The following is a 21250-nucleotide window of genomic DNA, read 5'->3' as shown; positions in this document are numbered from 1 at the left end:
GGAAAACTCGCCATGAAAAAACTGTTTACTGTCACCGCCCTGCTCGCCGGTCTCGCGTTCAACCTCGCGGCGCAGGCCGAAGAATTGAGCGTGATGACCTCCGGGGGCTTCACCGCCGCCTACAAGATTCTCGGGCCGAAATTCGCCGCCGCCAGCGGCAACACACTGACCACCAGCCTCGGCCCGTCGATGGGCAAAGCCCCCGAGGCGATCCCCAATCGTCTGGCGCGCGGTGAACACGCCGACGTGGTGATCATGGTCGGCTACGCCCTCGATGAGCTGATCAAGCAAGGCAAGGTCGACCCGGCCTCGCGCGTGGAACTGGCCGATTCGCGGATCGGCCTGGTGGTGCGTGAAGGCGCGCCGAAACCGGACATCAGCAGCGTCGACGGCCTGAAGAAAACCCTGCTCGACGCGCAGTCGGTGGCCTACTCCGACAGCGCCAGCGGCGTGTACATCGAGCAGCAGTTGTTCAAGAAACTGGGCATCGAAGATCAGCTGAAACCGAAAGCCAAAATGATCCCGAAAGTCCCGGTCGGTTCGGTGGTTGCCACCGGCGACTATCAATTGGGCTTCCAGCAGGTCAGCGAATTGCTGCCGGTACCGGGCGTGAGTTTCGTCGCGAAGATTCCGGAATCGGTACAGTCGGTGACGCGTTTTGCTGCCGGGATTCCGGTCGGCGCGCAGCATCCGAAAGAAGCCAAAGCCCTGCTCGCTTATCTCGCTGCGCCGGCCGCGCAAGCTGACGTGCAGGCCACCGGACTGGACTCGGTCAAGCGCTGATCGCAGGCGGCTGGACTTTCATTTCCACCACCAGTCGCTCCAGTTCCAGAGCTGCCGGGGTCAAGGTACGACCCCGGCGCTTGATGATACCGACACTGCGCATCACCTGCGGATCGGTCAGCGGCACCCGCGTCAGGATCGGATGATCCGGCCCCGGCATTGCCATCAGCGGCACCGCCGCCACCCCCAGCCCCGCCTCCACCAGACCGATCATCGTCGTCACATGCCGGGTTTCGCAGATGCTCGGGCGCTGCGGCGCCACGCGGCTCAACGCCTGATCGAGCAGAAAGCGGTTGCCGGAGGTCTTGTCGAGCGAGATGTAATCCTGCTGATAAAACTCATCCCAGGTCACGCTGCTGCGCCCGGCCAGCGGATGATCGCGACGACAAGCCACGACGTAGCACTCCTGCACAAGCGGTTCGAACTCGACTTTGGCATCCTGCGTGCCGAGAAAACTCAAGCCGAAATCCGCCTCGCCGTTGACCACCGCACTCAACACATCGTGCGCGCTGGAGTCGAGCACTTTGACTTTGATTCGTGGAAATTGCTGGTGATAACGCGCGACCACGCGTGGCATAAAGTAATACGCCGCCGAAGGCACACACGCGACGGTGACATGGCCCAGGCGCGTCGAAGCCACTTCGCTGATGCCCAGCAACGCCACGTCGAGATCATCCAGCAAGCGTTCGACACTGGGCATGAAGCCGCGTCCGGCCTGGGTCAGGCTGACCTTGCGCGTGGTGCGCTCGAACAATTTGACTCCCAAGGCGTCTTCGAGCTTTTCGATGCGCCGGCTCAAGGCCGGTTGCGACAGGCGCACGGTGTCGGCGGCCTTGCGGAAACTGCCCTGCTCGACCACGGCGCGAAAGGCTTGCAGGTCGTTGAGGTCGAAGTTGATGGCCATGGCGGAACTCGAAGATTGATTCGCTGAGGCTATAAATGTAACCAATTGATGCCAGTTGTTACAGAATTAACCAAATACCCGGTGGGAGCGGGCTTGCTCGCGAATGCTTTCTATCAGTTCAAACCCTGTTAACTGACACTCCGCTTTCGCGAGCAAGCCCGCTCCCACATTGGATCTTCTGTGGATTGAAGGTCCGTACAGCCCTTATCCTTGTCACCCCCGCCGTACCGTTGTCAGGAGTAACCCCCATGCCCCATGAAGGCAATCTGTTGCAAGCCGCCGTCGTCTTTCTGTTCGCGGCCGTGCTCACCGTGCCTTTGGCCAAACGTCTGCAACTGGGCGCCGTGCTCGGTTATCTGTTTGCCGGCGTCATTATCGGCCCTTCGGTGTTGGGCCTGATCGGCAACCCGCAAAGCGTGGCGCACATTTCCGAGCTGGGCGTGGTGTTGCTGCTGTTCATCATCGGCCTGGAGCTGTCGCCGCGACGTTTGTGGGTGATGCGCAAATCGGTGTTCGGCGTCGGCCTGGCGCAAGTGCTGCTGACCGCTTCGGTGATTGGCGTGCTGGCGTTGTCGGTGTTTGGCCAACCGCTGAACAGCGCGATTGTGCTGGGTCTCGGTCTGGCGCTTTCTTCTACCGCTTTCGGCCTGCAAAGCCTCGCCGAGCGCAAAGAACTCACCAGCCCCCATGGGCGGCTGGCGTTCGCCATTCTGCTGTTCCAGGACATCGCCGCGATTCCGTTGATTGCGCTGGTGCCGATGCTCGCCGGTGTCGATCATCACACCAGTACCGCCGACGATATTCGGCACAGCTTGCAGGTGCTCGGCGGCATTGCCGTGGTGGTGATCGGCGGGCGTTATCTGCTGCGTCCGGTGTTCCGCGTGGTGGCGAAAACCGGTCTGCCGGAAGTGTCGACGGCCACGGCGTTGCTGGTGGTGATCGGCACGGCGTGGTTGATGGATCTGGTCGGTGTTTCGATGGCGCTGGGCGCGTTTCTTGCCGGTTTGCTGCTGGCGGATTCGGAATATCGCCATGAGCTGGAAGCGCAGATCGAACCGTTCAAAGGTCTGCTGCTCGGGCTGTTTTTCATCAGCGTCGGCATGGGTGCCAACCTCGGTTTGCTGCTGAGTGCGCCGATCACCGTGCTGGGGCTGACACTGCTCTTGATCTGTTTGAAACTGCCGCTGCTGTTCGTCGTCGGGCGGCTGGCCGGTGGCTTGAACAAGGTCAGTGCGATTCGCCTTGGCATCGTCTTGGCGGCCGGTGGTGAATTTGCCTTTGTGGTGTTCAAGATCGGTCGTGATCAGGGCCTGTTCGAACCGCGCTTGTATGACTTGCTGGTGCTGACCATCACCCTGTCGATGGCGGTGACGCCGTTGTTGCTGCTGGTGTGCGCGCGGCTGGTCAGCCCGAAAGTGCAGCCAGTGGAAGTGCCGGAGCAATTCCGTCAGATCGACACTGACACCCCACGTGTGGTGATCGCCGGCATGGGCCGGATGGGTCAGATCGTGGCGCGGATTCTGCGTGCGCAGAACATCAAATTCGTCGCGCTGGACACCTCGGTGGAGACCATTGAACTGTCACGCAGCTTTGGCGGTGTGCCGGTGTTCTACGGCGACCCGATGCGCGCGGAAATCCTCAATGCGGCCAAGGCCGGCGAGGCGGAATATTTCGTGATTGCCACCGATGATCCGGAGACCAACATCAAGACCGCCGAAGTGGTGCGCAAGCTCTATCCGCACATGAAGATCATTGCCCGAGCGCGTAACCGTCAACATGTGCACCGTTTGGTCGATGTTGGCGCGGAGGCGATTCGTGAGACGTATTACTCGAGTCTGGAGATGAGCCGACGCACCCTGGTCGGCCTCGGGTTGACCCAGGCCCAGGCCGATGCGCGGATCAAACGCTTCAAGCATCACGACGAACAGGTGCTCGAGGCACAACACGCGATCTACGACGATGCGGCCAAAGTCCTGCAAACCGCCCAGGAATCCCGGGCGGAACTGGCGCGGTTGTTCGAATCGGACCAGCTCGAAGAAGAATCGCGCCAAACCTGAGCCCTGCACAGAACCCCATGTGGGAGCGAGCTTGCTCGCGAAGGCGGTGTGTCAGTAAACATATAAATGACTGACAGATTGCATTCGCGAGCAAGCTCGCTCCCACAGGGGATTTGAGTCAAGCAGGTTCTAGCGTGTGCTCCTGTTTGACCGGCGCCACCTCAAACCGATCCGCCAGAAACGGTGTGATGTCCAGCGGCAGCGGTTCATCGTTGACCAGTTTGTCCAGCAACACACCGGTAATCGCCGAGGTCAGAATCCCGGTGCGGAAGTGGCCGCAGGCATTCAGATAACCCTCCACCCCGCGCATCGGCCCAAGAATCGGCAATTCATCCGGCGAACCCGGACGCAAACCCGCCCATGTGCGTTTCAGATTGACGTCCTTGAGTTCCGGCAGACACCGCACCGCGCCCTGCACCAGCCCGGCGATTTCCGGGTAGGTGGTGGTGACGTCGAAGCCTTTGTCTTCGGTGGTGCTGCCGATCAGGATCTCGCCGTTGTCCTTTTGCGCCACGTAGCAATCGCTGGTGGTCAGGCAACCGTTGAGGATTTTCGGCATGCGCTCGGTCAGCAGAATCTGGCCTTTCACCGGTTTCACCGGGATACGAATACCCGTCGCCCACTCACTCAAGTCCGCCGCCCAGGCTCCGCCGGCGTTGATCAGCGTCTTGCAGTGGAACACGCCCTCCTCGGCCGTCTGCACACCGGTGACGCGACTGCCGTGATGCAACACGCCAGTGACATTGGTGTTGACGAAGATATCCACGCCGTTCTGCCGCGCACCTTCCATGTAGGCATCGGCGAGGCGGAACGGGCTGACCTGATGGTCGCAGAGAAACTCCAATGCCCCGCGTGCCTCGTGGCTGACACTCGGCTCCGACTCACGCAGTGCCGCTTGGTCGAGCCAGCGCACTTGATCGGCCAGGTGCGGAATGCAGCTGACAATGTGCTCGGCGTAGAGCCGGTCTTCGTCGTCATAAATGACGAATTTCAGCCCGGTCTTTTCGAACTTGAAATCCATCCCGTGGTTGTCTCTGAGTTCGCGGTGCAACGCCGGGTACAGCGCATTGGACTGCAAGGCAAAATCGAAGAACGATTCCGGCAGAATGTGCGGCGTACTCGCGTCCACCGCCACTGCCGCGCCTTGGGTGTCGCGCTTGCGGTTGGCCGACATCATGCGGAAGAAAATCACCCCGCAACCGAGGCCGACCGACTCGCCGATCGCCCACAAACCGCCGGCCGAAGCCCGGGTGGCGTTGCCCGGACGCTTGGCATCGATCAGCGCCACTTTGAGGTTTTTGCGCTTGGACAATTGATAGGCGCAGGACGCCCCGATCACGCCGCCGCCGGCAATGATCACGTCATAGAACTTACTCATGGGCAGCGGCCTCCGTGTCGACAGACTGGAACGCGGAAAATGGAATCGGATCGATCGGGAATCGCGGGCGCAGCCAACCGACGTCTTTGCGGCCGGTGGCCTGGCGCAGGCGATCGCTGCAGTAGCCGACGCACATGCGCCCCTGGCAATCGCCCATGCTCACGCGGGTGCGCATTTTCAGGCTGGCAATGTCCTGCACGCCTTGCTCCAGCGCCAGGTCGATGTCGGCGCGGGTCGCGTGTTCGCAACGGCAGATCACCGTGTCAGCGGCGGGCAATGCGGTCTGGCCGACGCCGCGCTCGGTGTAGCGATCCACTGCCGCGCGGAAACGCACGATGGCTTTGAGTTTGCTCAGGTAACGGTCACGACGGACCCGCGCCAGTTCTTCTTCGAGCACGCCGCGTTGCAGCAGAATCGAAGTTGCGGCGATCTTGCCGGCAAGCATTGCCGCTTCACCGCCGCGAATCCCGCCCATGTCACCGGCAAGATGCACGTGGGGTTCGTTGCTTTGCTGCCAGACGTTCGAGTTGGCGCGCAGATAACCGTCATCGCTGAAGCCATGATCCAGGCCCATCTGCTGACTCAGTTGGGTGCGCGGAATAAAGCCGTAACCGACCGCCAGGGTCTTGGCTTCGAAGCGCTCGACGCGCGACATGTCCGGCGCCCATGTCGCCGAGTACGGCGCGACACTGACGCTTTTCAGTTCCCCTTCACCGTGGGCTTCGACCACGCCCCAGCCGTAGTTCATCGGGATACCGTGCAGTTTCAGGTAGGCGAGCATGCTCAAGCCATCGAGGAACAGTTGCGGTTTGTTCAGCAACGCCAGACTCTCGCGGGCAATCTTGCCGAACGCGCAGGCCTCATACACGCCCGCGACGCGGACGCCCGAGGCATGCAACTGCGTCGCCACCAGCGGCAGCAACGGCCCGGTGCCGGCGATGATCACCGGCCCTTGCGGTTTGACCACGCCGCTTTTGATCTGCAGTTGCAGGCCGCCGAGCATCATCACTCCCGGCAACGTCCAGCCGGGAAACGGCACGCTGCGCTCATGGCAACCGGCAGCCAGGAGCAATTGCGCATACTCGATCTCGTGCAATTGTTCGTCGCCATCGAGCACCACCAGCGCACGAGTGCCTTCGGCGCCGACCACACGATGGTTGAGGCGCACGTCGATCAACCCGGCCTGCGCCTGAAAATCACCGTGCAGTTTGCCCAGCACCTCGGCGTAACGCGGGCCGAGATAATCCAGTTGCACACCGTCGCGCAACGGCCCGCGATAGACCACGCCGCCGAGGCGCGAAGCTTCTTCAAGCAAAGTGCAGCGCACCCCGTGGCGCGCCAGTTCAATGGCCGCCGCCATCCCCGCCGGACCACCGCCGACGATTACCGGTTGCTGGCTCATATAACCTCCTGCGCGGTGATGCGGTTGACCTGGGTTTCGATCTGCATGCCGTCACGCACCACGGTCTGGCAGGCGCGGCGTTTGTGCCGACCGTTGATTTTCACCAGGCAGCACTGGCACACGCCCATGCCGCAATAGGCGCCGCTGATCTGGTTGTGGTCATTGCGTGCAACCTGGCGCACGCCGAGGGATTGAATAACGCTGAGTACGGTTTCGCCGATGGCGGCGGTGACCGCTTGACCATTGATGTGGACGGTCATGTCCGCCTGCGCCAACGGCTGGATATCGAAAGTTCTTTCTAGGCAGTGCATTGCAATGTTCATCCGTGAAGATTCGGTTGAGGTGGTGTCAGCTCCTTGCTGCACTACACCGGGTCGACGCGTTTATTGTGGCTGTGAGGGGCGTCGACGCAGCTACTTCGTCAGCGCAACAAGGTGCGCGTGAAGCACTGTAGTTCATGCCTCAGCAAAGGCCTGGATCATTTACGTTAGGCGATATCGCCGCACGAAATATTGATCCAGGCCAGTGAAAGCGGCTGGATTGTCCAACGAGATCACCAGAAAGCAAAAAGCCGCTTCCACCCGAAGGGGAAAGCGGCCGAGGCATCTGCCTCAATCGAGCAATCAGTGCACGAACAGGGCGATCAGGATGATGATCGGGATCGGTACGCCGAGGAAAAACAGCAGTAGTGAGCGCATGGTGATGCTCCTTGTTTAACGGACTGGAGTGGTCGTGGTGTAGGTCTCGACTTCAACGTACTCGACGGCATCGCGACGACGACCGCCGAAGGTGGCCGCGAGGCTGGCGAAGAAGGCCCCGGCCAACAGCGAGATGAACATCCACAGCGAGGTCCACGCAGCAACTTTCGCAGCGGTGTCGGCGGCTTGTTGAGCTTTGACTTTGGCGTCGGCGAGGGCTTTCTGAGTGCGCGCATAGATCTCGTCAACACGACGTTCGGCGTCGGCCTGGGTCAGGTTGGTACGCTGCGCCACCAGTTGCGCGAGGTAGGTACGGTCTTCGGCACTCAGCTGACCGTTGGCCAGGCTTTGCGCGAAGATCCGGGCCACGGCGCCATGGGCCGCGTCATCACTGACGGAGGCTGGACGGTCGTCGCGGAACAGGCTGTCGATGTAGTAACCGTACTGGTCGCTGTCGGTGGTCGCCGCAGCCGTACCGGCTGCCTGAGTCATGGCACCGGCTGCGCCGCCAGCCACGCTGGCACCGGCCTGCACACCACCACTGATGACACTGCTGACCGAACCGACCACCAGCATCGCAGTGACCAACGTGGCCACACACCAGGCAAGGAAGCCGTGGGCGGTGTCGCGGAAGTAGACTTCATCACCGTGCATGTTCGCCCACTTCACCCGCAGGCGCCCGGCGATGTAGCCGCCCATGCCGGATGCGATGATTTGCGTCACCGCCAGCCAGACAATCGTGGAAATGCCCAGGCCCTTGGCGCTGACGCCCTCTCCGGCCCACGGTGAAACGGCAGAGAAACCCAAACCAAACCCGAGCAGGACCAAAATCATCGACAGTGCAGCGGCAGCCGCGGCACCAGCGAAGATCGCGCCCCAGGACACGCCCGAAACGCTGCTCGACTCTTCAATGGCGGGATAAAACCCATCAGGGGATCTATTCATTGTTGTTCTGCTCCAGGCATGAAAAATGGTGTTACAACTCGTCATCAGATGAATTGCAGCGACCGTGCCAGTCGAACAGATTAAATAAATCCATTGATTTCAATTAGTTAGAAAGAATGAACTTCCTGGGACCATGCAAATTGCAACAAACGCCGGATAGCAGCGGGTTTTATGCATTGGCACAAATGCCAGTTATTTGCGCTTGTAGCTCTTGGTACCGCTAGGCGTCAGGCAATACACCCCGCCGCGTGGGCCGGTGCAAAACGAACCCGTGCCGCAGGCGCAGCCGTCATTGTTTTGCAGGAAGGTTTGCGGTCGGGCCGACTGGCGCTCGCCGAACATCGCTGCGCAACTTTTCTTCGAGCCGCTGATAGAGCCGTCATTGCACAGGAACAGATCACCGTCGCAGCGATCAATTCCGCCTTTCTTGCCGGAACAAGGGGCGTTGGCGGCCCAGCTCGACGTACTGAGCAGCACCAGCAACAGGCCAGCGATCGGCATCCAGCAACCGCGAAGTGAAATACCCACGGGACGACTCCTGAGAGAATTGTGGCCAGATGATATCAACGTTCCGGCAAATTAATCCCCGGCACGCGCAAATGACCGCTACAACATGAAAGTTAATTTAAAGCGTCAGCGGATTTTCTTGGCAAAATGCTGCCATTCCGTTTGAACCGATCAGCAGGCCTGCCTATGACTCGTATCTTGACCATCGAAGACGACGCCGTGACCGCCCGGGAGATCGTCGCCGAACTGAGCAGCCACGGACTCGATGTCGACTGGGTCGACAATGGCCGCGAAGGCCTCGACCGCGCCGTGAGCGGCAACTACGACTTGATTACCCTCGACCGCATGCTGCCCGAACTCGACGGCCTGGCCATCGTCACCACCCTGCGCACCATGGGCGTGGCCACACCGATCCTGATGATCAGCGCCCTCTCCGATGTTGATGAGCGCGTACGCGGCTTGCGCGCCGGCGGTGATGATTACCTGACCAAACCGTTCGCCACCGATGAAATGGCCGCGCGGGTCGAAGTGTTGTTGCGTCGGCAGAACAGCGGCGCCACTCAGGCGACGACGTTGCAGGTGGCCGATCTGGAGCTGGATTTGATCAGCCACGAAGCGCGCCGTGCCGAACAGGTGCTGACACTGCTGCCGACCGAGTACAAGCTGCTCGAATTCCTCATGCGCAACAGCGGCCAGATTCTGTCGCGGATGATGATTTTCGAAGAGGTCTGGGGCTATCACTTCGATCCCGGCACCAACCTGATCGACGTGCACATCGGCCGTCTGCGCAAGAAGATCGACGCCACCGGCCATGTGCCGCTGATCCGCACGGTACGGGGCTCGGGTTATGTCATTGCCGAACCCGTCTGACGGCTGGCGCTCCTCCAGCAGCCGCTTGCTGGCGTTGTACAGTTCGCTGTTCGTGGCCTGGAGCGCGATCCTCATGGGGGTCATGTATTACGAGGTCTCCGGCTACCTCGACAACCTCGCCAAACACTCGCTGATGCAACGTCAGCACCTGTTTTCGCACTTTCGTGGCGAGCAACTGGAAGACGCCCTCGCCGCCAGCATGACCTTCGACATTCGCGGCATTGACGCCTATGGCCTGTTCGACGCGCAAGGCGTGTATCTCGGCGGCGCACTCCAGCAGATCCCCGAAGGCCTGCCGCTGGACGGCAAGATCCACATGCTCGCCGATTGCGCCGACTCCGATGACCCGACCTTGCCGAATGACAGTTGCGACGCGGTGGCCACGCAAACTCGCGACGGCCGCTGGCTGGTGTTGCTGCGCGACAACGGCTCGCTGTTCGCCGTCACGCGGATCATTTTGCATGCGTTGTTCTGGGGCGTGTCGCTGACGATTCTGCCGGGGATTGCCGGCTGGCATTTGCTGCGACGGCGACCGTTGCGGCGGATACGGGCGATTCAGGACAGCGCCCAGGCAATTGTGGCCGGCGACCTGACCCATCGCCTGCCGCTGTCCAATCGCCGCGATGAACTGGACATGCTCGCCGCCATCGTCAACGCAATGCTGGAGCGCATCGAGCGTTTGATGAATGAAGTCAAAGGCGTCTGCGACAACATCGCCCATGATCTGCGCACACCACTGACACGCCTGCGCGCGCAGTTGTATCGCATGCAGCAACAGGCCGGCGAAGGCTCGCAGGAAGCGGCGCAACTGGATCTGGTGCTGGCCGAAGCGGACACGCTGATGGCGCGGTTTCGCGGCTTGTTGCGGATTTCCGAACTGGAGGATCGCCAGCGCCGCTCCGGTTTTGTCGAACTCGACCCGGTGCAACTGCTGGAAGAACTGCATGCGTTTTACCTGCCGCTGGCCGAGGAAGGCGAGCTGCGTTTTGACTTGAACATGCCGGAAACACTGCCGCCGCTCAATGGTGATCGGGCGCTGCTGTTCGAGGCGTTGGCGAATCTGCTGAGCAACTCGATCAAGTTCACCCCACCGGGCGGCACGGTGATGCTGCGCGGTGTGAACGCCGGAGGGCAGACACGGATTGAAGTCCACGACTCAGGGCCGGGGATTCCCGAGGCTGAGCGTGAGGCGGTGTTTCAGCGCTTCTATCGCGCCGAGGGTGGGCAGCCGCAAGGTGGTTTTGGTTTGGGGCTGTCGATTGTCGCGGCGATTGTCAGTCTGCATGGCTTCAGTCTTGAAGTTGGCAGCAGTGATCTGGGCGGGGCGAAGCTGGTGCTCGATTGCCGGCAGAGCCTGATCGAGAATTCCTGACTTCTACCTTGGAATGCTATCCATGTGGGAGCGGGCTTGCTCGCGAAGGCGGTGGATCAGTCAATTTAGATGTTGATGACCTGACGCCTTCGCGAGCTAGACCGCTCCCACAGTTTTTTGTGTTGAATGATTAAGTTGGGTAATTGGCGCGCAGCGCCTCGAGGCCACCCTGGTAAATGCCGTTAAACAACGCCACCACTTCCTCATCACTCACGCCTTTGGCGTTGAAGCGCCCCGACCACGTTACCCGTGCGCCCTGCCCCAGGGCTTCAACCTGGATCGTCGCCAGATAATCAGTCGCTGGAAACGGCGCCTGTTCAATCGAATAGCTGTAGGTCTTCGCGGCGTTATCGAACGTTTGCAGACGCTCGACCACCACAGCGCCATCAGCGGTTTGCAAGGTGCGCACGCGGCCACCCTCGCTCAGTTCACTGTTGGGAATAAACGGCAGCCAATCGGGCAGCGTGTTGAAGCCGCCGATCAATTGCCAGACCTGATCGGCCGAGGCCGGAATATCGATGATTGCGGATGCTGTTGGCATAAATAAACGTCTCTCCAGAATTCAGATAGTCAGGCTGTCGACCACGCCACCATCGACGCGCAGCGCGGCGCCGGTGGTGGCCGAGGACAGCGGCGAAGCAATGTAGGTCACCAGGTGCGCGACCTCTTCAACGTCGGCCACGCGCTGGATGATCGAAGTCGGGCGGGCCTTGCGCACAAAGGCGTCAGCTTCATCGCGCAGGTTACGCCCGGATTCGGCGGCGGCCTCCTTGAGCATGTCTTCCAGGCCGTCGGTGAAGGTCGGCCCCGGCAGGATCGCATTGACCGTCACGCCGGTGCCAGCCAGACGTTTGGCCAGACCGTGGGACACCGCCAGATTGGCGCTTTTAGTCACGCCGTAGTTGATCATGTCGGCTGGCGTGGCCACGCCGGATTCCGAAGATAAAAAGATCACCCGGCCCCAGCCCTGCTCGACCATCGCCGGCACGTAATGCCGGGACAGGCGCACGCCGGAAATCACGTTGACCTCATAGAAGCGTGTCCACTCGCTGTCCGGCGTGTCGAAGAAATCCACGTCGTTGAAGATACCGAGGTTGTTCACCAGAATGTCCGCGCGCGGTTCGGCGGCGAAGAGTATTTGCGCGCCCTCGGCGGTACCGAGATCCGCAGTCAAACCACGCAACTGCGCGCCCGGCACCTTCTCGCGAATGCTCGCCAGCGCCTGCTCGACCTTGCCGGTATCGCGACCGATCACCACCACCGTGGCGCCGGATTCGGCCAGCGACTGGCTGATGCCCAGACCAATGCCAGCGGTGCTGCCGCTGACGATGGCCAGTTTTCCACTCAGATCAATCTTCATGCTTTCACCTCATCGATTGGCAATGGTGCACGTTCGGAAACCAGTCTGGCGTCGCGCATCGCCTGCCAGAAACCGGCAGGTATGGTCGCCGACAATGCCGCGACATCTTCGGCGATGCGTTGCGGTTTACTCGCGCCGGGAATCACCGCCGCGACGGCTGGATTGGCCAGCGAAAACTGTAGCGCAGCGGCTTTGATATCGACGTTGTAAGCAGCGGCGATGCGTTTGATCTGCTCGACCTTGGCGATGACCTCGGGGCTGGCTTGCTGGTATTCGAAGTGCGAACCACCGGCGAGGATGCCCGAGCTATAAGGGCCACCGACAACGATTTCAACGTTCTGCGCCAGCGCCGCATCCATCAAGCGTTGCAGTGGACGCTCATGGTCGAGCAGCGTGTAGCGGCCGGCCAACAGGAAGCCATCCGGCTGCGCTTCGCTGAGGTCGAGGGTCAGTTCGCATGGCTCGACTTTGTTCACGCCCAGGCCCCAGCCTTTGATTACGCCTTCTTCGCGCAAACGGGTGAGAACTTTGAAGGCACCAGTGCGGGCCTGATTGAAGTATTCCAGCCATTGATCGCCATAGAAGTCCTGCGCGATGTCGTGCACCCAGACAATGTCGAGACGATCGGTTTGCAGGCGATTAAGGCTGTCTTCGATCGAGCGCAGCGTTGCGTCGGCGCTGTAATCGTTGACGATTTTGTTCGGGCGTCCGTGTTCGAATACCCCGCTTTTCTCGCCAAGATCACGGGCGGCGGCGTCTTCGACTTCATCGAGAATCACCCGACCGACCTTGCTGCTCAACACATAGTCGTCGCGCTTGTATTGCTTCAGGGCCTCGCCGAGGCGGATCTCCGACAGCCCCGAGCCGTAGAACGGCGCGGTGTCGAAGTAGCGCACGCCGGCATCCCACGCGGCATGCACGGTGGCTTGCGCTTCTTCTTCGGGGATGGCGCGGAACATGTTGCCCAGTGGCGCGGTGCCGAAGCCGAGCTGGCCGGGCAGTTTGTCTTTCAAGCTCATTGGATTGTCCTCATATGTTCTTGGTCGGTGCGACCGTTGAGCAGATCCTAGATTGCGACACCGAGACCGTCCAAGACATAATGCGCAGCACTTGAGTCCCTATAGGTCTTACATGATCGACATCCGCCAATTGCGCTACTTCGTTGTAGTCGCCGAGGAAGAGCACGTCGGCCGCGCCGCCGAACGGCTGCATATTTCCCAGTCGCCATTGAGTCGACAGATAGCCCAGCTCGAAGAGCGCCTGGGCCTGACGCTGTTCGAGCGCAGCCAGCAACGCATTCGCCTGACCCGCGACGGCCAGACCTTTCTCGCCGAAACCCGCGCCCTGCTCACCCACGCCAATCGCCTGGAATCCCTCGGCAAACGCCTGGGCCGTGGCGAAGAAGGCGGTTTGTGCATCGGCTATATCGAGAACGCCATGCACGCTGGCGTGTTGCCCAATGCCCTGCGCGTGTTGCGCGCCGATCGACCGAATGTGCACGTCGCGCTGTACAACCTGAGTTCCGCCGAGCAACTGGAGGGCTTGCGACAGCGTAGTCTCGATATCGCATTGGTGAGTGAGCCGCCGACCGATGACGATGCGGATCTGTCGGCTTTCCAGGTGCTCGATGAGCCGATGCTGCTGGCGTTACCGGAACAGCATCCGTTGGCGCAGCAAGTGGCGTTGAGTCCCGAGGATCTGGCCGATCAGGAATGGATCGGCGTGCAGCCGCGTCAGGACGCCAATGATGAATTCGTCAGCGCCTGCATCCGCGCCGGCTTCACCCCGGATGTGCGCATGCAGGCGAGCGAGCCGTTTACGGCGCTGGGGCTGGTGGCGTCGGGGCTGGGGATTGCGATGATCCAGAAAGGCCTGAGCCATAACGCCCCGCCGGGCGTGGTGTTGCGCGAACTGCCGTGGCTGACCTTGACCACACCCTTGTGGGCGGCGTGGCACCGGATCAATCTGCGGCCCTTGGTCGAGACCTTCCGCAAAGTCCTGACTGACGACAAGGTATCTGCTGACTGACATGGCCCCTTCGCGAGCAAGCTCGCTCCCACAGATTCCGAAATGATCTCGCATTTTCTGTACGACGCAGATCCCTGTGGGAGCGAGCCTGCTCGCGAAAGGGCCGGCACATCCAACATCGAATTTGACTGAGCCAACGCTTTCGCGAGCAGGCTCACTCCTACAGGGGGCTGCGGGGTGTCAGTTTTTTTGCAGGAGAAGTTTGCCGTCGCTGTCGACTTTGACCTGCACTGCAGCATAACTGGCCAACGTCGCGTGTGCCGTTTCCAGCGCATGCTGATGCGTGGTGGTGATGATCATCAGCGGCGCGCCAGCCGCTTCAGCAGCCTGAATACCCACCGTGGCATCTTCGAAAATCAGGCAATCACGTACTTCCAGACCAAGCCGTTTGGCCGCCAGTAAATAGCCGGCCGGATCGGGTTTACCGGCCTTCACATCTTCAGCGGTGACCATCACCGCAGGCGCCGGGATCCCTGCCGCCGCCATCCGCCGCAACGCCAGATCCCGTGGCGCCGACGTCACCATCGCCCAGCGATCTTTGGGCAGGCTGTTGAGAAATCTCGCCGCGCCGGGAATTTCGACAATGCCTTCAACGTCTTCGATTTCCGCCTCGGTGATGAACGCCGCTTGCGCCTCGGCATCCACGCCCGGCAGGTTCAGACGGGTGATGGTATCGATCGCGCGCGCGCCGTGAATGGTCGGCAGAAAGGTGTCTACATCGACGCCATGGCGCACGGCCCAGGCTGCCCAGATCCGTTCGGCGGCGGCGATGGAATTGAGGACGGTGCCGTCCATGTCGAACAGAAACGCGCCGAACGCGCGATCGAATACACAAGTGTGAGCAGACAAAGGGTCGCATCCTCTGGCAAAAGACCGGGCGGGCAATGTAGCACTTGCCCGGTCGATTCACCCAGCGTGTCAGTGCAGACGCGGTGCCTTGGATTTGAAAGCGCTTTCGACGCAGTCGAGCAATTGCCCAATGGCCCAGGGCTTCTTGATGAACGCCACCGAATGCTTGACCCCGGAGGACTCGGGCGTTTCATAGCCGGACATGACCATCACCGGTTTTTCCGGCCAGCGGTCGCCGACCAGGTTGGCCAGATCTGCGCCATTGAGGGTGCCGGGCATGGTGATGTCGGTCAGTAACAACGCCACGTTCGGGGCATTTTTCTCAAGATAAAGTGATGCGGCGTCGGCGCTGGTATGTGGCTCGACCGTGAAACCTTCCTCCTGAAGAATTTCGCAGAGAAATTCCAGAATCAACGGATCATCCTCAACCACCAGAATCAATCCGTCAGGAAGGTGCGCGCTCGCCGTCGATGTTGGGCACATGGAACTGCACTCCCTGAATTGCATTAACGTTTTAGCGGCTTGAATCCGCTGCTTAACTGGTATGAGCAGCGGGCTCTGTAGAAATTCATTTTTGATACAGGTCTTTTGCCAAAGGCCGTTTTTGCCCGTCGCCGGCAATCGTTCGCGACCGCGGATTTGTGGTTAAAATGCCCGCCCTTTTGCTTGCCGATCCCGACCGATGAACCCTGAAGCCCTCGCTACCCTACACGCCCATCTGCTGCCGGCTCTTGCGGCCGCACCGAGCGAAACCCGGCGCCTGTTCCACGGGCGCGGGCGTTGCTGGCCAGGGCTGGAGCAGTTGACCGTAGACTGGCTGCAAGGCGTGGTACTGGTGTCGCTGTTCAAGGAACCGGCGCCCGAGCAACTGGACAATCTCAAAGCGTTGTTGCTGGGCCTGACCGCCAGCGCAGAATGGCGACAGTCGGGCGCGCACACCTTGCTGATCCAGCATCGCTATTTGCCGCAGAGCACCGCCGAATGGCTGGTGGGTGATGAGATCGACGAAATGAGCATCGTCGAGGGCGGTTTGCAGTATCGCGTCGATCTGGGGCGCAAACAGAACGCCGGGCTGTTTCTCGACATGCGTTACGGGCGCAACTGGGTGCGCGAACAGGCCAAGGGCAAACGCGTGCTCAATCTGTTTGCCTACACCTGCGGTTTTTCCGTGGCAGCCATCGAGGGTGGTGCCAGCCATGTGGTCAATCTGGACATGTCCCGTGCTGCACTGAGTCGCGGCCGCGACAACCATCGCTTGAACGGCCATGACCTGAGCAAAGTGAGTTTCCTCGGTCACGACCTGTTCAAGTCCTGGGGCAAGGTGATCAACAGCGGCCCGTATGATCTGGTGATCATCGATCCGCCGTCGTTCCAGAAAGGCAGTTTTCTGCTGACCAAGGATTATCAGCGCGTACTGCGCCGCTTGCCGGAGTTGCTCAGCGCGCAAGGCACGGTGCTGGCGTGCATGAATGACCCGGCGTTTGGTCCGGACTTTCTGATTGATGGTGTGACCCGGGAAGCGCCGAGTCTGCGTTTTGTAGAGCGGCTGGAGAACCCGCCGGAGTTTGCGGACATTGATCCGCAAAGCGGCCTCAAGGCTTTGGTCTTCCACCGCACCCCCTGACACCCCGAAGAGCCCCTGAACAACACACATCCCCTGTGGGAGCGAGCTTGCTCGCGAAAGCGTTTTGTCAGTCGCCAATGAGGTTGACTGATCTACCGCATTCGCGAGCAAGCTCGCTCCCACAGGTTTATGTGTACGGCTGATGATCTTTAGTGGGGACGCAACACCAACGCAAACAACTCACCATGCCCGGTGACATTGAGCTTGTGATACAGATTGCGCCGATGCACCTTGACCGTCTCCGGCGAGATGCCCATCTGCTGGGCCATCGCCTTGCTGGAAAAGCCCTGCAAGATCAGCCGCGCCGTATCAACCTCACGCACCGTCAGCCGCGCATCGAAGCGGTCAAGCAACGTTGCCAGATCCCCGACCGGCGTTTGCGCCACCGTGCCCTGCGGCGGCGACAACTGCACATGCCGACGCATGGCCGCCAACACCCAATCGCGTACACATAGCAACCGGCCCTGCTCGGCCATGTCGAACGGCGTCGAACGTCCGAGTGACAAGCCAAGCACGCCGCCCTCGACGTTGATCATGAACTGCAACTCGTCCTCGCCCACCACCGAACGAAAGTAGCTCTGGTAATACTCGCTGTGCAGAAACTGGTCCGGCGCCACCGAAGCCAGGCTGTGCAAGCCGTCGGCAATGCCGGTCGACGCGGTTTGATAGAACGGATCGAGCAGGTACATCCCGGCGCTGTAACCGGCCAGTTCCTCCTGCTCGTCAGCGCGGCCCTTGCTGTCGAAGTCGATCAGCAATTGCGGCGCCTGCCCGGCTGTCATCAGCGCCACCAGCGCGTTGTCCAGCGGCACCAGCAGCCGCAACGTATCGACCAGTGCACGCCAGAAACCGTCCTGACCGACACCGGCAAATACCCGCGCCAGGCTTTGATGCACTGGCAGTTCCTGCAGCAACGCGTCCACGCTCTACCCCTTTTGAGTAACCCATGATGGGAATGGGTCAGGCGTGACCGGCCCGATAGGCTGACCACTCCTGTTCATCACCGGCCTGTACGGGCCAGGAGTGCCGCATCATGCGTGGTCACCGTGGCTGTATCAACCTCAGCATTCAACTGGGCCTGCTGGCCGGCGTGGGCGCCTGCTCGATCGCCCTGGCCGCTGACGCGCCGAGCGTGCACGTTTACAACTGGTACGACTACATCGGCCCCAATACCCTCCACGATTTCCAGCGCGACAGCGGTATCCAGCCGGTTTACGACACCTTCGACAGTGCTGAAGTCCTCGAAGGCAAACTGATGACCAGCCGCAGCGGCTACGACGTGGTGGTGGCGAGCAACTTCAGCCTGCCAACGCTGATCAAGGCCGGCGCCCTCGCCCCGCTGCCACGGGATCAACTGCCGGGCTGGAAGAATCTCGATGCCGATTTGCTGGCGAAACTGGCCAACAACGATCCCGGCAATCAATACGCGGTGCCTTACCTGTGGGGCACCAACGGCATCGGCTACAACGTCGACAAGGTGCGCGCGGCGCTCGGAGAAAAGGCGCCGGTGGATTCGTGGGATCTGGTGTTCAACGCAGACAACCTCGCCAAACTTGGCCAGTGCGGTGTGGCGATGCTCGATTCGCCGTCGGAAATGCTGCCGGTCGCCCTGCACTATCTCGGTCTGCCACCGAACAGCACCGATCCCGAAGACTATAAAAAAGCCGAAGCGCTGCTGCTGAAACTGCGCCCGCACATCGCCTACTTCAATTCGTCGAAATTCATCAGTGATTTGTCCAACGGCAACATTTGCGTGGCGGTCGGTTGGTCGGGGGCGATGCTGGAAGCCAAGACCAATGCCGAGCAAGCCAACAACGGCGTGAAGATCGCCTACAGCCTGCCCAAGGAAGGCGCGCCGGTGTGGTTCGACACGCTGGTGTTGCTCAAGGACGCGCCGAACCGTCCGCAAGGGCTGGCGTTTATCGACTACCTGCTGCGCCCCGAAGTGATCGCGCCGGTCAGTGATCATCTGTCGTATCCCAATGGCAACCGCGCGGCGACAGCGTTGGTAGCCGCTGCCACGCGGGACAACCCGGCGGTTTATCCCTCCGCCGCAGCGATGGCCACGCTGTACACCCTTGAACCTTTGCCGAAAGCCACCGAGCGCGTGCGCACGCGGGTGTGGAGCAAGGTCAAGAACGGCCAATAACGCCCCCCCTGTAGGAGTGAGCTGGCTCGCGATAGCGGTTTGCCTGATAAAACTGTTTTGCCTGACAAACCGCTATCGCGAGCCGGCTCACTCCTACAGGTTTTGTGATTCACCAGACATTTCTTTGAGAGACAAAAACCAATGAAACCTCGTGCCCGTGACCTCAACATCCGCATCGGCCAACTGCAGCCCGGCCCGCTCAACGCCATCACCGATGTGCCCGGCGTACGCGTCGGCCACAGCAATGTGCGCGGACGCAGCAGCGCCGGACGCGACATCTGCACCGGCGTGACGCTGATCGAACCGCGCCCGGGTTCGACCAATCAGCAGCCATGTTTTGCCGGCGTGCATGTGCTCAACGGCAATGGTGACGCCACCGGGCTTGAATGGATTCGCGAGGCAGGCCTGCTGACCAGCCCGATTGCATTCACCAACACCCACAGCCTCGGTGTGGTGCGCGATGCCTTGATTGCACTGGATCGCCAGCAGCAGCCGGACGACGGTCGTCTCTACTGGAACATGCCAGTGGTGCTGGAGACCTTTGACGGCTTGCTCAACGACATCAACGGTTTCCACGTGCAGCCCGAGCATGTAGACCAAGCCCTGAAAAGCGCGATCGACGGCCCGGTTCGCGAAGGCGCCGTCGGCGGTGGCAGCGGCATGATCTGCCATGAATTCAAGGGTGGCATCGGTACTGCGTCGCGGCGTTTGAGCACTGCCCAGGACGGCTGGACGGTCGGCGCAATCGTGCAGGCCAACCACGGCATTCGCAGTGAATTGCGGGTCGATGGTTACCCGGTCGGGCGTTACATGGAACAGAAAGACTCACCGTTCTTGCGCGCATCATTGCCGCATCCGGGCATGGGTTCGATCGTCGTTTGCCTGGCCACCGACGCGCCCCTGTTACCCCACCAGTGCACACGTCTGGCGCAACGTGCCAGCCTGGGTCTGGCGCGCACCGGCGGCGGTAACGAGGATCACAGCGGCGACATCTTTATCGCTTTTGCCACCGGCAACGAGCACGTCCCGCCAGCGGCCTACGAAGGCAAAGGCGCGCCGACCTGCGACGGTTTGCGCATGGTCAACAATGACCATATCAGCGAGCTTTTCCTGGCCGCGACCGAAGCGGTTGAAGAAGCGATCATCAATGCGTTGCTGGCCAGCGACAGCACAGAGGGCAACGGACATTCGGTGCCGGGACTGGATTCCGCAACCCTGCTCGCCGCCCTCGAAAAATCAGGCTGGCCTGGCGCCCGCTGACATCCGAGTTCCACTGTGGGAGCGAGCTTGCTCGCGAAGGCGATATGTCAGGCAATATTGAATCGGCTGACACTCCGTCTTCGCGAGCAGGCTCGCTCCCACACAGGATGACGTCAGTATTCGTGTGCCAGGTTCGCGCAACGGCCCGTGCGACTGGCGGTACTTGAGCCACCCCTTGCACACTCCTAGGATGGAATCACGCAGTGACTCCGCTCTTCGAGCGCTGCGTAGGTACGGGTGCTCTGAACCCCAATCAAGCCCGTGCCTTGCTTCATGCGCATCTTGAGCCTCGAGGGCTCTACTTCCTCCCCATCAAAGAGCTTTGAGGCTCTTTTTTTGTCCGCGAAAATCAGCTGTCCGGCGATGAATCGGCGCAAATCGAGCGCCACGCCGCCTGCGCCAGCAACTCGCGATAGTCTGCCGGACTGCCCTTCACGCGCCCCGCCAACCAGGCGCGGCAGTAACTGTCGGCCTGGCCGATGATCAGCGACGGCAACAGTTCGGCGGGCAGCGCCTTGAGCTCGGCAGCGCGCCCCGACTCCGCCAGCCAGTCGCGCAGACGCACGTTGCGGATCTTGTTGCGCTCGGCCAGCTCGTCCTTGAACGGCCCTTTGGTCACGGCAAACCGCGCGTGGTACTGGAAGCGCGCCCACTCCGGTTGACGTTCGACCCAATCGACATAACTGAACACCAGCGCCTGCACACCTTCCTCGGTGGTTTGCGCGGCCTGCAGATAGGCATCGCGCAACCGCGCCTGATCCTCCAGCGCGGTGAAAAACAGCGCGGCGACCAAACCTTCCTTGTTGCCGAAATGGTGATAGATCGCGCCGACGCTGGTATCGCACTCGGCGCGAATCATGTCGATGGTGGTGGCCTCGATCCCCTGTTCGTTGAACAGGCTCAGGGCTTTGCGAAAGATGTCGCGTTTTAGTTCGGCGCGGCGGCCGGGGAAACTGCGTTCAAGTAGATCTGCGGTGTCCATGCGGCTCACTGCCTGAAAATCGGATTGAAGGCACACATCGTGCCCATGAAAAAAACACGCACAGGTTGACAGATTTCCCGCA

General features: G+C 61.0%; 21 protein-coding genes. 8 read left to right on the top strand and 13 right to left on the bottom strand.

Translation table 11 applies throughout. From position 1 onward, the window contains the following. Nucleotides 1-12 precede the first annotated feature (12 nt). Nucleotides 13-783: a substrate-binding domain-containing protein gene (locus tag ACM6IV_RS06050; protein WP_414869142.1), complete on the top strand. Its 771-nt coding sequence runs from the start codon at nucleotides 13-15 to the stop codon at nucleotides 781-783. Here the strand turns inward: ACM6IV_RS06050 and ACM6IV_RS06045 are convergent. Beyond that, a complete protein-coding gene (locus ACM6IV_RS06045; RefSeq protein WP_414869141.1) occupies nucleotides 773-1687 on the bottom strand; it encodes a LysR family transcriptional regulator in 915 nt (304 codons plus the stop codon). The genes ACM6IV_RS06050 and ACM6IV_RS06045 overlap by 11 nt on opposite strands. Before the next feature lie 248 nt (nucleotides 1688-1935). Between ACM6IV_RS06045 and ACM6IV_RS06040 the strand changes: the two genes are divergently transcribed. Further along, a complete protein-coding gene (locus ACM6IV_RS06040) occupies nucleotides 1936-3744 on the top strand; it encodes a monovalent cation:proton antiporter-2 (CPA2) family protein (protein ID WP_414869140.1) in 1809 nt (602 codons plus the stop codon). Between the two features lie 118 nt (nucleotides 3745-3862). Here the strand turns inward: ACM6IV_RS06040 and hcnC are convergent, their stop codons facing one another. From hcnC to ACM6IV_RS06015, 5 genes are all read right to left on the bottom strand, one after another. Next, entirely contained in the window at nucleotides 3863-5122 is a 1260-nt protein-coding gene (gene hcnC, locus ACM6IV_RS06035) for a cyanide-forming glycine dehydrogenase subunit HcnC (protein ID WP_414869139.1), read from the bottom strand. Continuing rightward, a complete protein-coding gene (gene hcnB / locus ACM6IV_RS06030; RefSeq protein ID WP_414869138.1) occupies nucleotides 5115-6524 on the bottom strand; it encodes a cyanide-forming glycine dehydrogenase subunit HcnB in 1410 nt (469 codons plus the stop codon). The genes hcnC and hcnB overlap by 8 nt, the downstream gene beginning before the upstream one ends. Further along, nucleotides 6521-6835: a cyanide-forming glycine dehydrogenase subunit HcnA gene (gene hcnA / locus ACM6IV_RS06025; RefSeq protein ID WP_414869137.1), complete on the bottom strand. Its 315-nt coding sequence runs from the start codon at nucleotides 6833-6835 to the stop codon at nucleotides 6521-6523. Before hcnA ends, hcnB begins: the two co-directional genes overlap by 4 nt. Nucleotides 6836-7237: 402 nt before the next feature. Then, entirely contained in the window at nucleotides 7238-8167 is a 930-nt protein-coding gene (locus ACM6IV_RS06020) for a hypothetical protein (protein ID WP_414869136.1), read from the bottom strand. Between the two features lie 192 nt (nucleotides 8168-8359). Continuing rightward, nucleotides 8360-8668 carry a hypothetical protein gene (locus tag ACM6IV_RS06015; protein ID WP_414869605.1) on the bottom strand — a complete coding sequence of 103 codons (309 nt, stop codon included), beginning with the start codon at nucleotides 8666-8668 and terminating at the stop codon, nucleotides 8360-8362. Nucleotides 8669-8860: 192 nt separating this feature from the next. Here ACM6IV_RS06015 and ACM6IV_RS06010 point away from each other — a divergent pair, with 192 nt between their 5' ends. Further along, nucleotides 8861-9544: a response regulator transcription factor gene (locus ACM6IV_RS06010; RefSeq protein WP_414869135.1), complete on the top strand. Its 684-nt coding sequence runs from the start codon at nucleotides 8861-8863 to the stop codon at nucleotides 9542-9544. Next, nucleotides 9522-10916, top strand: coding sequence for a sensor histidine kinase (locus ACM6IV_RS06005; RefSeq protein ID WP_414869134.1), 1395 nt, complete (start codon nucleotides 9522-9524; stop codon nucleotides 10914-10916). Before ACM6IV_RS06010 ends, ACM6IV_RS06005 begins: the two co-directional genes overlap by 23 nt. A 130-nt stretch (nucleotides 10917-11046) precedes the next feature. On the opposite strand, the gene ACM6IV_RS06000 is transcribed toward ACM6IV_RS06005, so the two are convergent. The 3 genes from ACM6IV_RS06000 to ACM6IV_RS05990 are packed head-to-tail and all read right to left on the bottom strand — an operon-like array spanning nucleotide 11047 to nucleotide 13295. After that, nucleotides 11047-11457: an SRPBCC family protein gene (locus tag ACM6IV_RS06000; RefSeq protein WP_414869133.1), complete on the bottom strand. Its 411-nt coding sequence runs from the start codon at nucleotides 11455-11457 to the stop codon at nucleotides 11047-11049. Nucleotides 11458-11478: 21 nt separating this feature from the next. After that, nucleotides 11479-12276, bottom strand: a complete 798-nt coding sequence (locus ACM6IV_RS05995) for an SDR family NAD(P)-dependent oxidoreductase (RefSeq protein ID WP_414869132.1) — start codon at nucleotides 12274-12276, stop codon at nucleotides 11479-11481. Then, a complete protein-coding gene (locus ACM6IV_RS05990; RefSeq protein WP_414869131.1) occupies nucleotides 12273-13295 on the bottom strand; it encodes an aldo/keto reductase in 1023 nt (340 codons plus the stop codon). The genes ACM6IV_RS05995 and ACM6IV_RS05990 overlap by 4 nt, the downstream gene beginning before the upstream one ends. A gap of 112 nt (nucleotides 13296-13407) precedes the next feature. Between ACM6IV_RS05990 and ACM6IV_RS05985 the strand changes: the two genes are divergently transcribed. Beyond that, nucleotides 13408-14304, top strand: coding sequence for a LysR substrate-binding domain-containing protein (locus tag ACM6IV_RS05985; RefSeq protein WP_414869130.1), 897 nt, complete (start codon nucleotides 13408-13410; stop codon nucleotides 14302-14304). A gap of 180 nt (nucleotides 14305-14484) precedes the next feature. On the opposite strand, the gene ACM6IV_RS05980 is transcribed toward ACM6IV_RS05985, so the two are convergent. Continuing rightward, on the bottom strand, nucleotides 14485-15153 hold the full coding sequence (locus tag ACM6IV_RS05980) for an HAD family hydrolase (protein ID WP_414869129.1): 669 nt from the start codon (nucleotides 15151-15153) through the stop codon (nucleotides 14485-14487). 69 nt (nucleotides 15154-15222) lie between these two features. Further along, nucleotides 15223-15636, bottom strand: a complete 414-nt coding sequence (locus tag ACM6IV_RS05975; RefSeq protein WP_414869128.1) for a response regulator — start codon at nucleotides 15634-15636, stop codon at nucleotides 15223-15225. Between the two features lie 199 nt (nucleotides 15637-15835). On the opposite strand from ACM6IV_RS05975, the gene ACM6IV_RS05970 reads away from it, so the two are divergent. Further along, nucleotides 15836-16777, top strand: coding sequence for a class I SAM-dependent methyltransferase (locus ACM6IV_RS05970; RefSeq protein ID WP_414869127.1), 942 nt, complete (start codon nucleotides 15836-15838; stop codon nucleotides 16775-16777). A gap of 149 nt (nucleotides 16778-16926) precedes the next feature. Here ACM6IV_RS05970 and ACM6IV_RS05965 read toward each other — a convergent pair whose 3' ends face one another. Beyond that, nucleotides 16927-17700 (bottom strand): helix-turn-helix transcriptional regulator, encoded by a 774-nt coding sequence (locus ACM6IV_RS05965; protein ID WP_414869126.1) that lies wholly within the window; start codon nucleotides 17698-17700, stop codon nucleotides 16927-16929. Nucleotides 17701-17810: 110 nt separating this feature from the next. On the opposite strand from ACM6IV_RS05965, the gene ACM6IV_RS05960 reads away from it, so the two are divergent. Next, complete coding sequence (locus tag ACM6IV_RS05960; protein ID WP_414869125.1) at nucleotides 17811-18926, top strand: extracellular solute-binding protein; 1116 nt, start codon at nucleotides 17811-17813, stop codon at nucleotides 18924-18926. Nucleotides 18927-19067: 141 nt separating this feature from the next. Next, nucleotides 19068-20186, top strand: a complete 1119-nt coding sequence (locus ACM6IV_RS05955; protein WP_414869124.1) for a P1 family peptidase — start codon at nucleotides 19068-19070, stop codon at nucleotides 20184-20186. A 349-nt stretch (nucleotides 20187-20535) separates the two neighbouring features. Here the strand turns inward: ACM6IV_RS05955 and ACM6IV_RS05950 are convergent, their stop codons facing one another. Further along, on the bottom strand, nucleotides 20536-21168 hold the full coding sequence (locus tag ACM6IV_RS05950; RefSeq protein WP_414869123.1) for a TetR/AcrR family transcriptional regulator: 633 nt from the start codon (nucleotides 21166-21168) through the stop codon (nucleotides 20536-20538). Nucleotides 21169-21250: the final 82 nt, after the last annotated feature.

It is taken from the genome of Pseudomonas sp. IT-347P (assembly GCF_949768005.1).
In the GTDB taxonomy this organism is placed as follows: Bacteria; Pseudomonadota; Gammaproteobacteria; order Pseudomonadales; family Pseudomonadaceae; genus Aquipseudomonas.
This window is presented reverse-complemented; position numbering and strand designations above follow the sequence as displayed.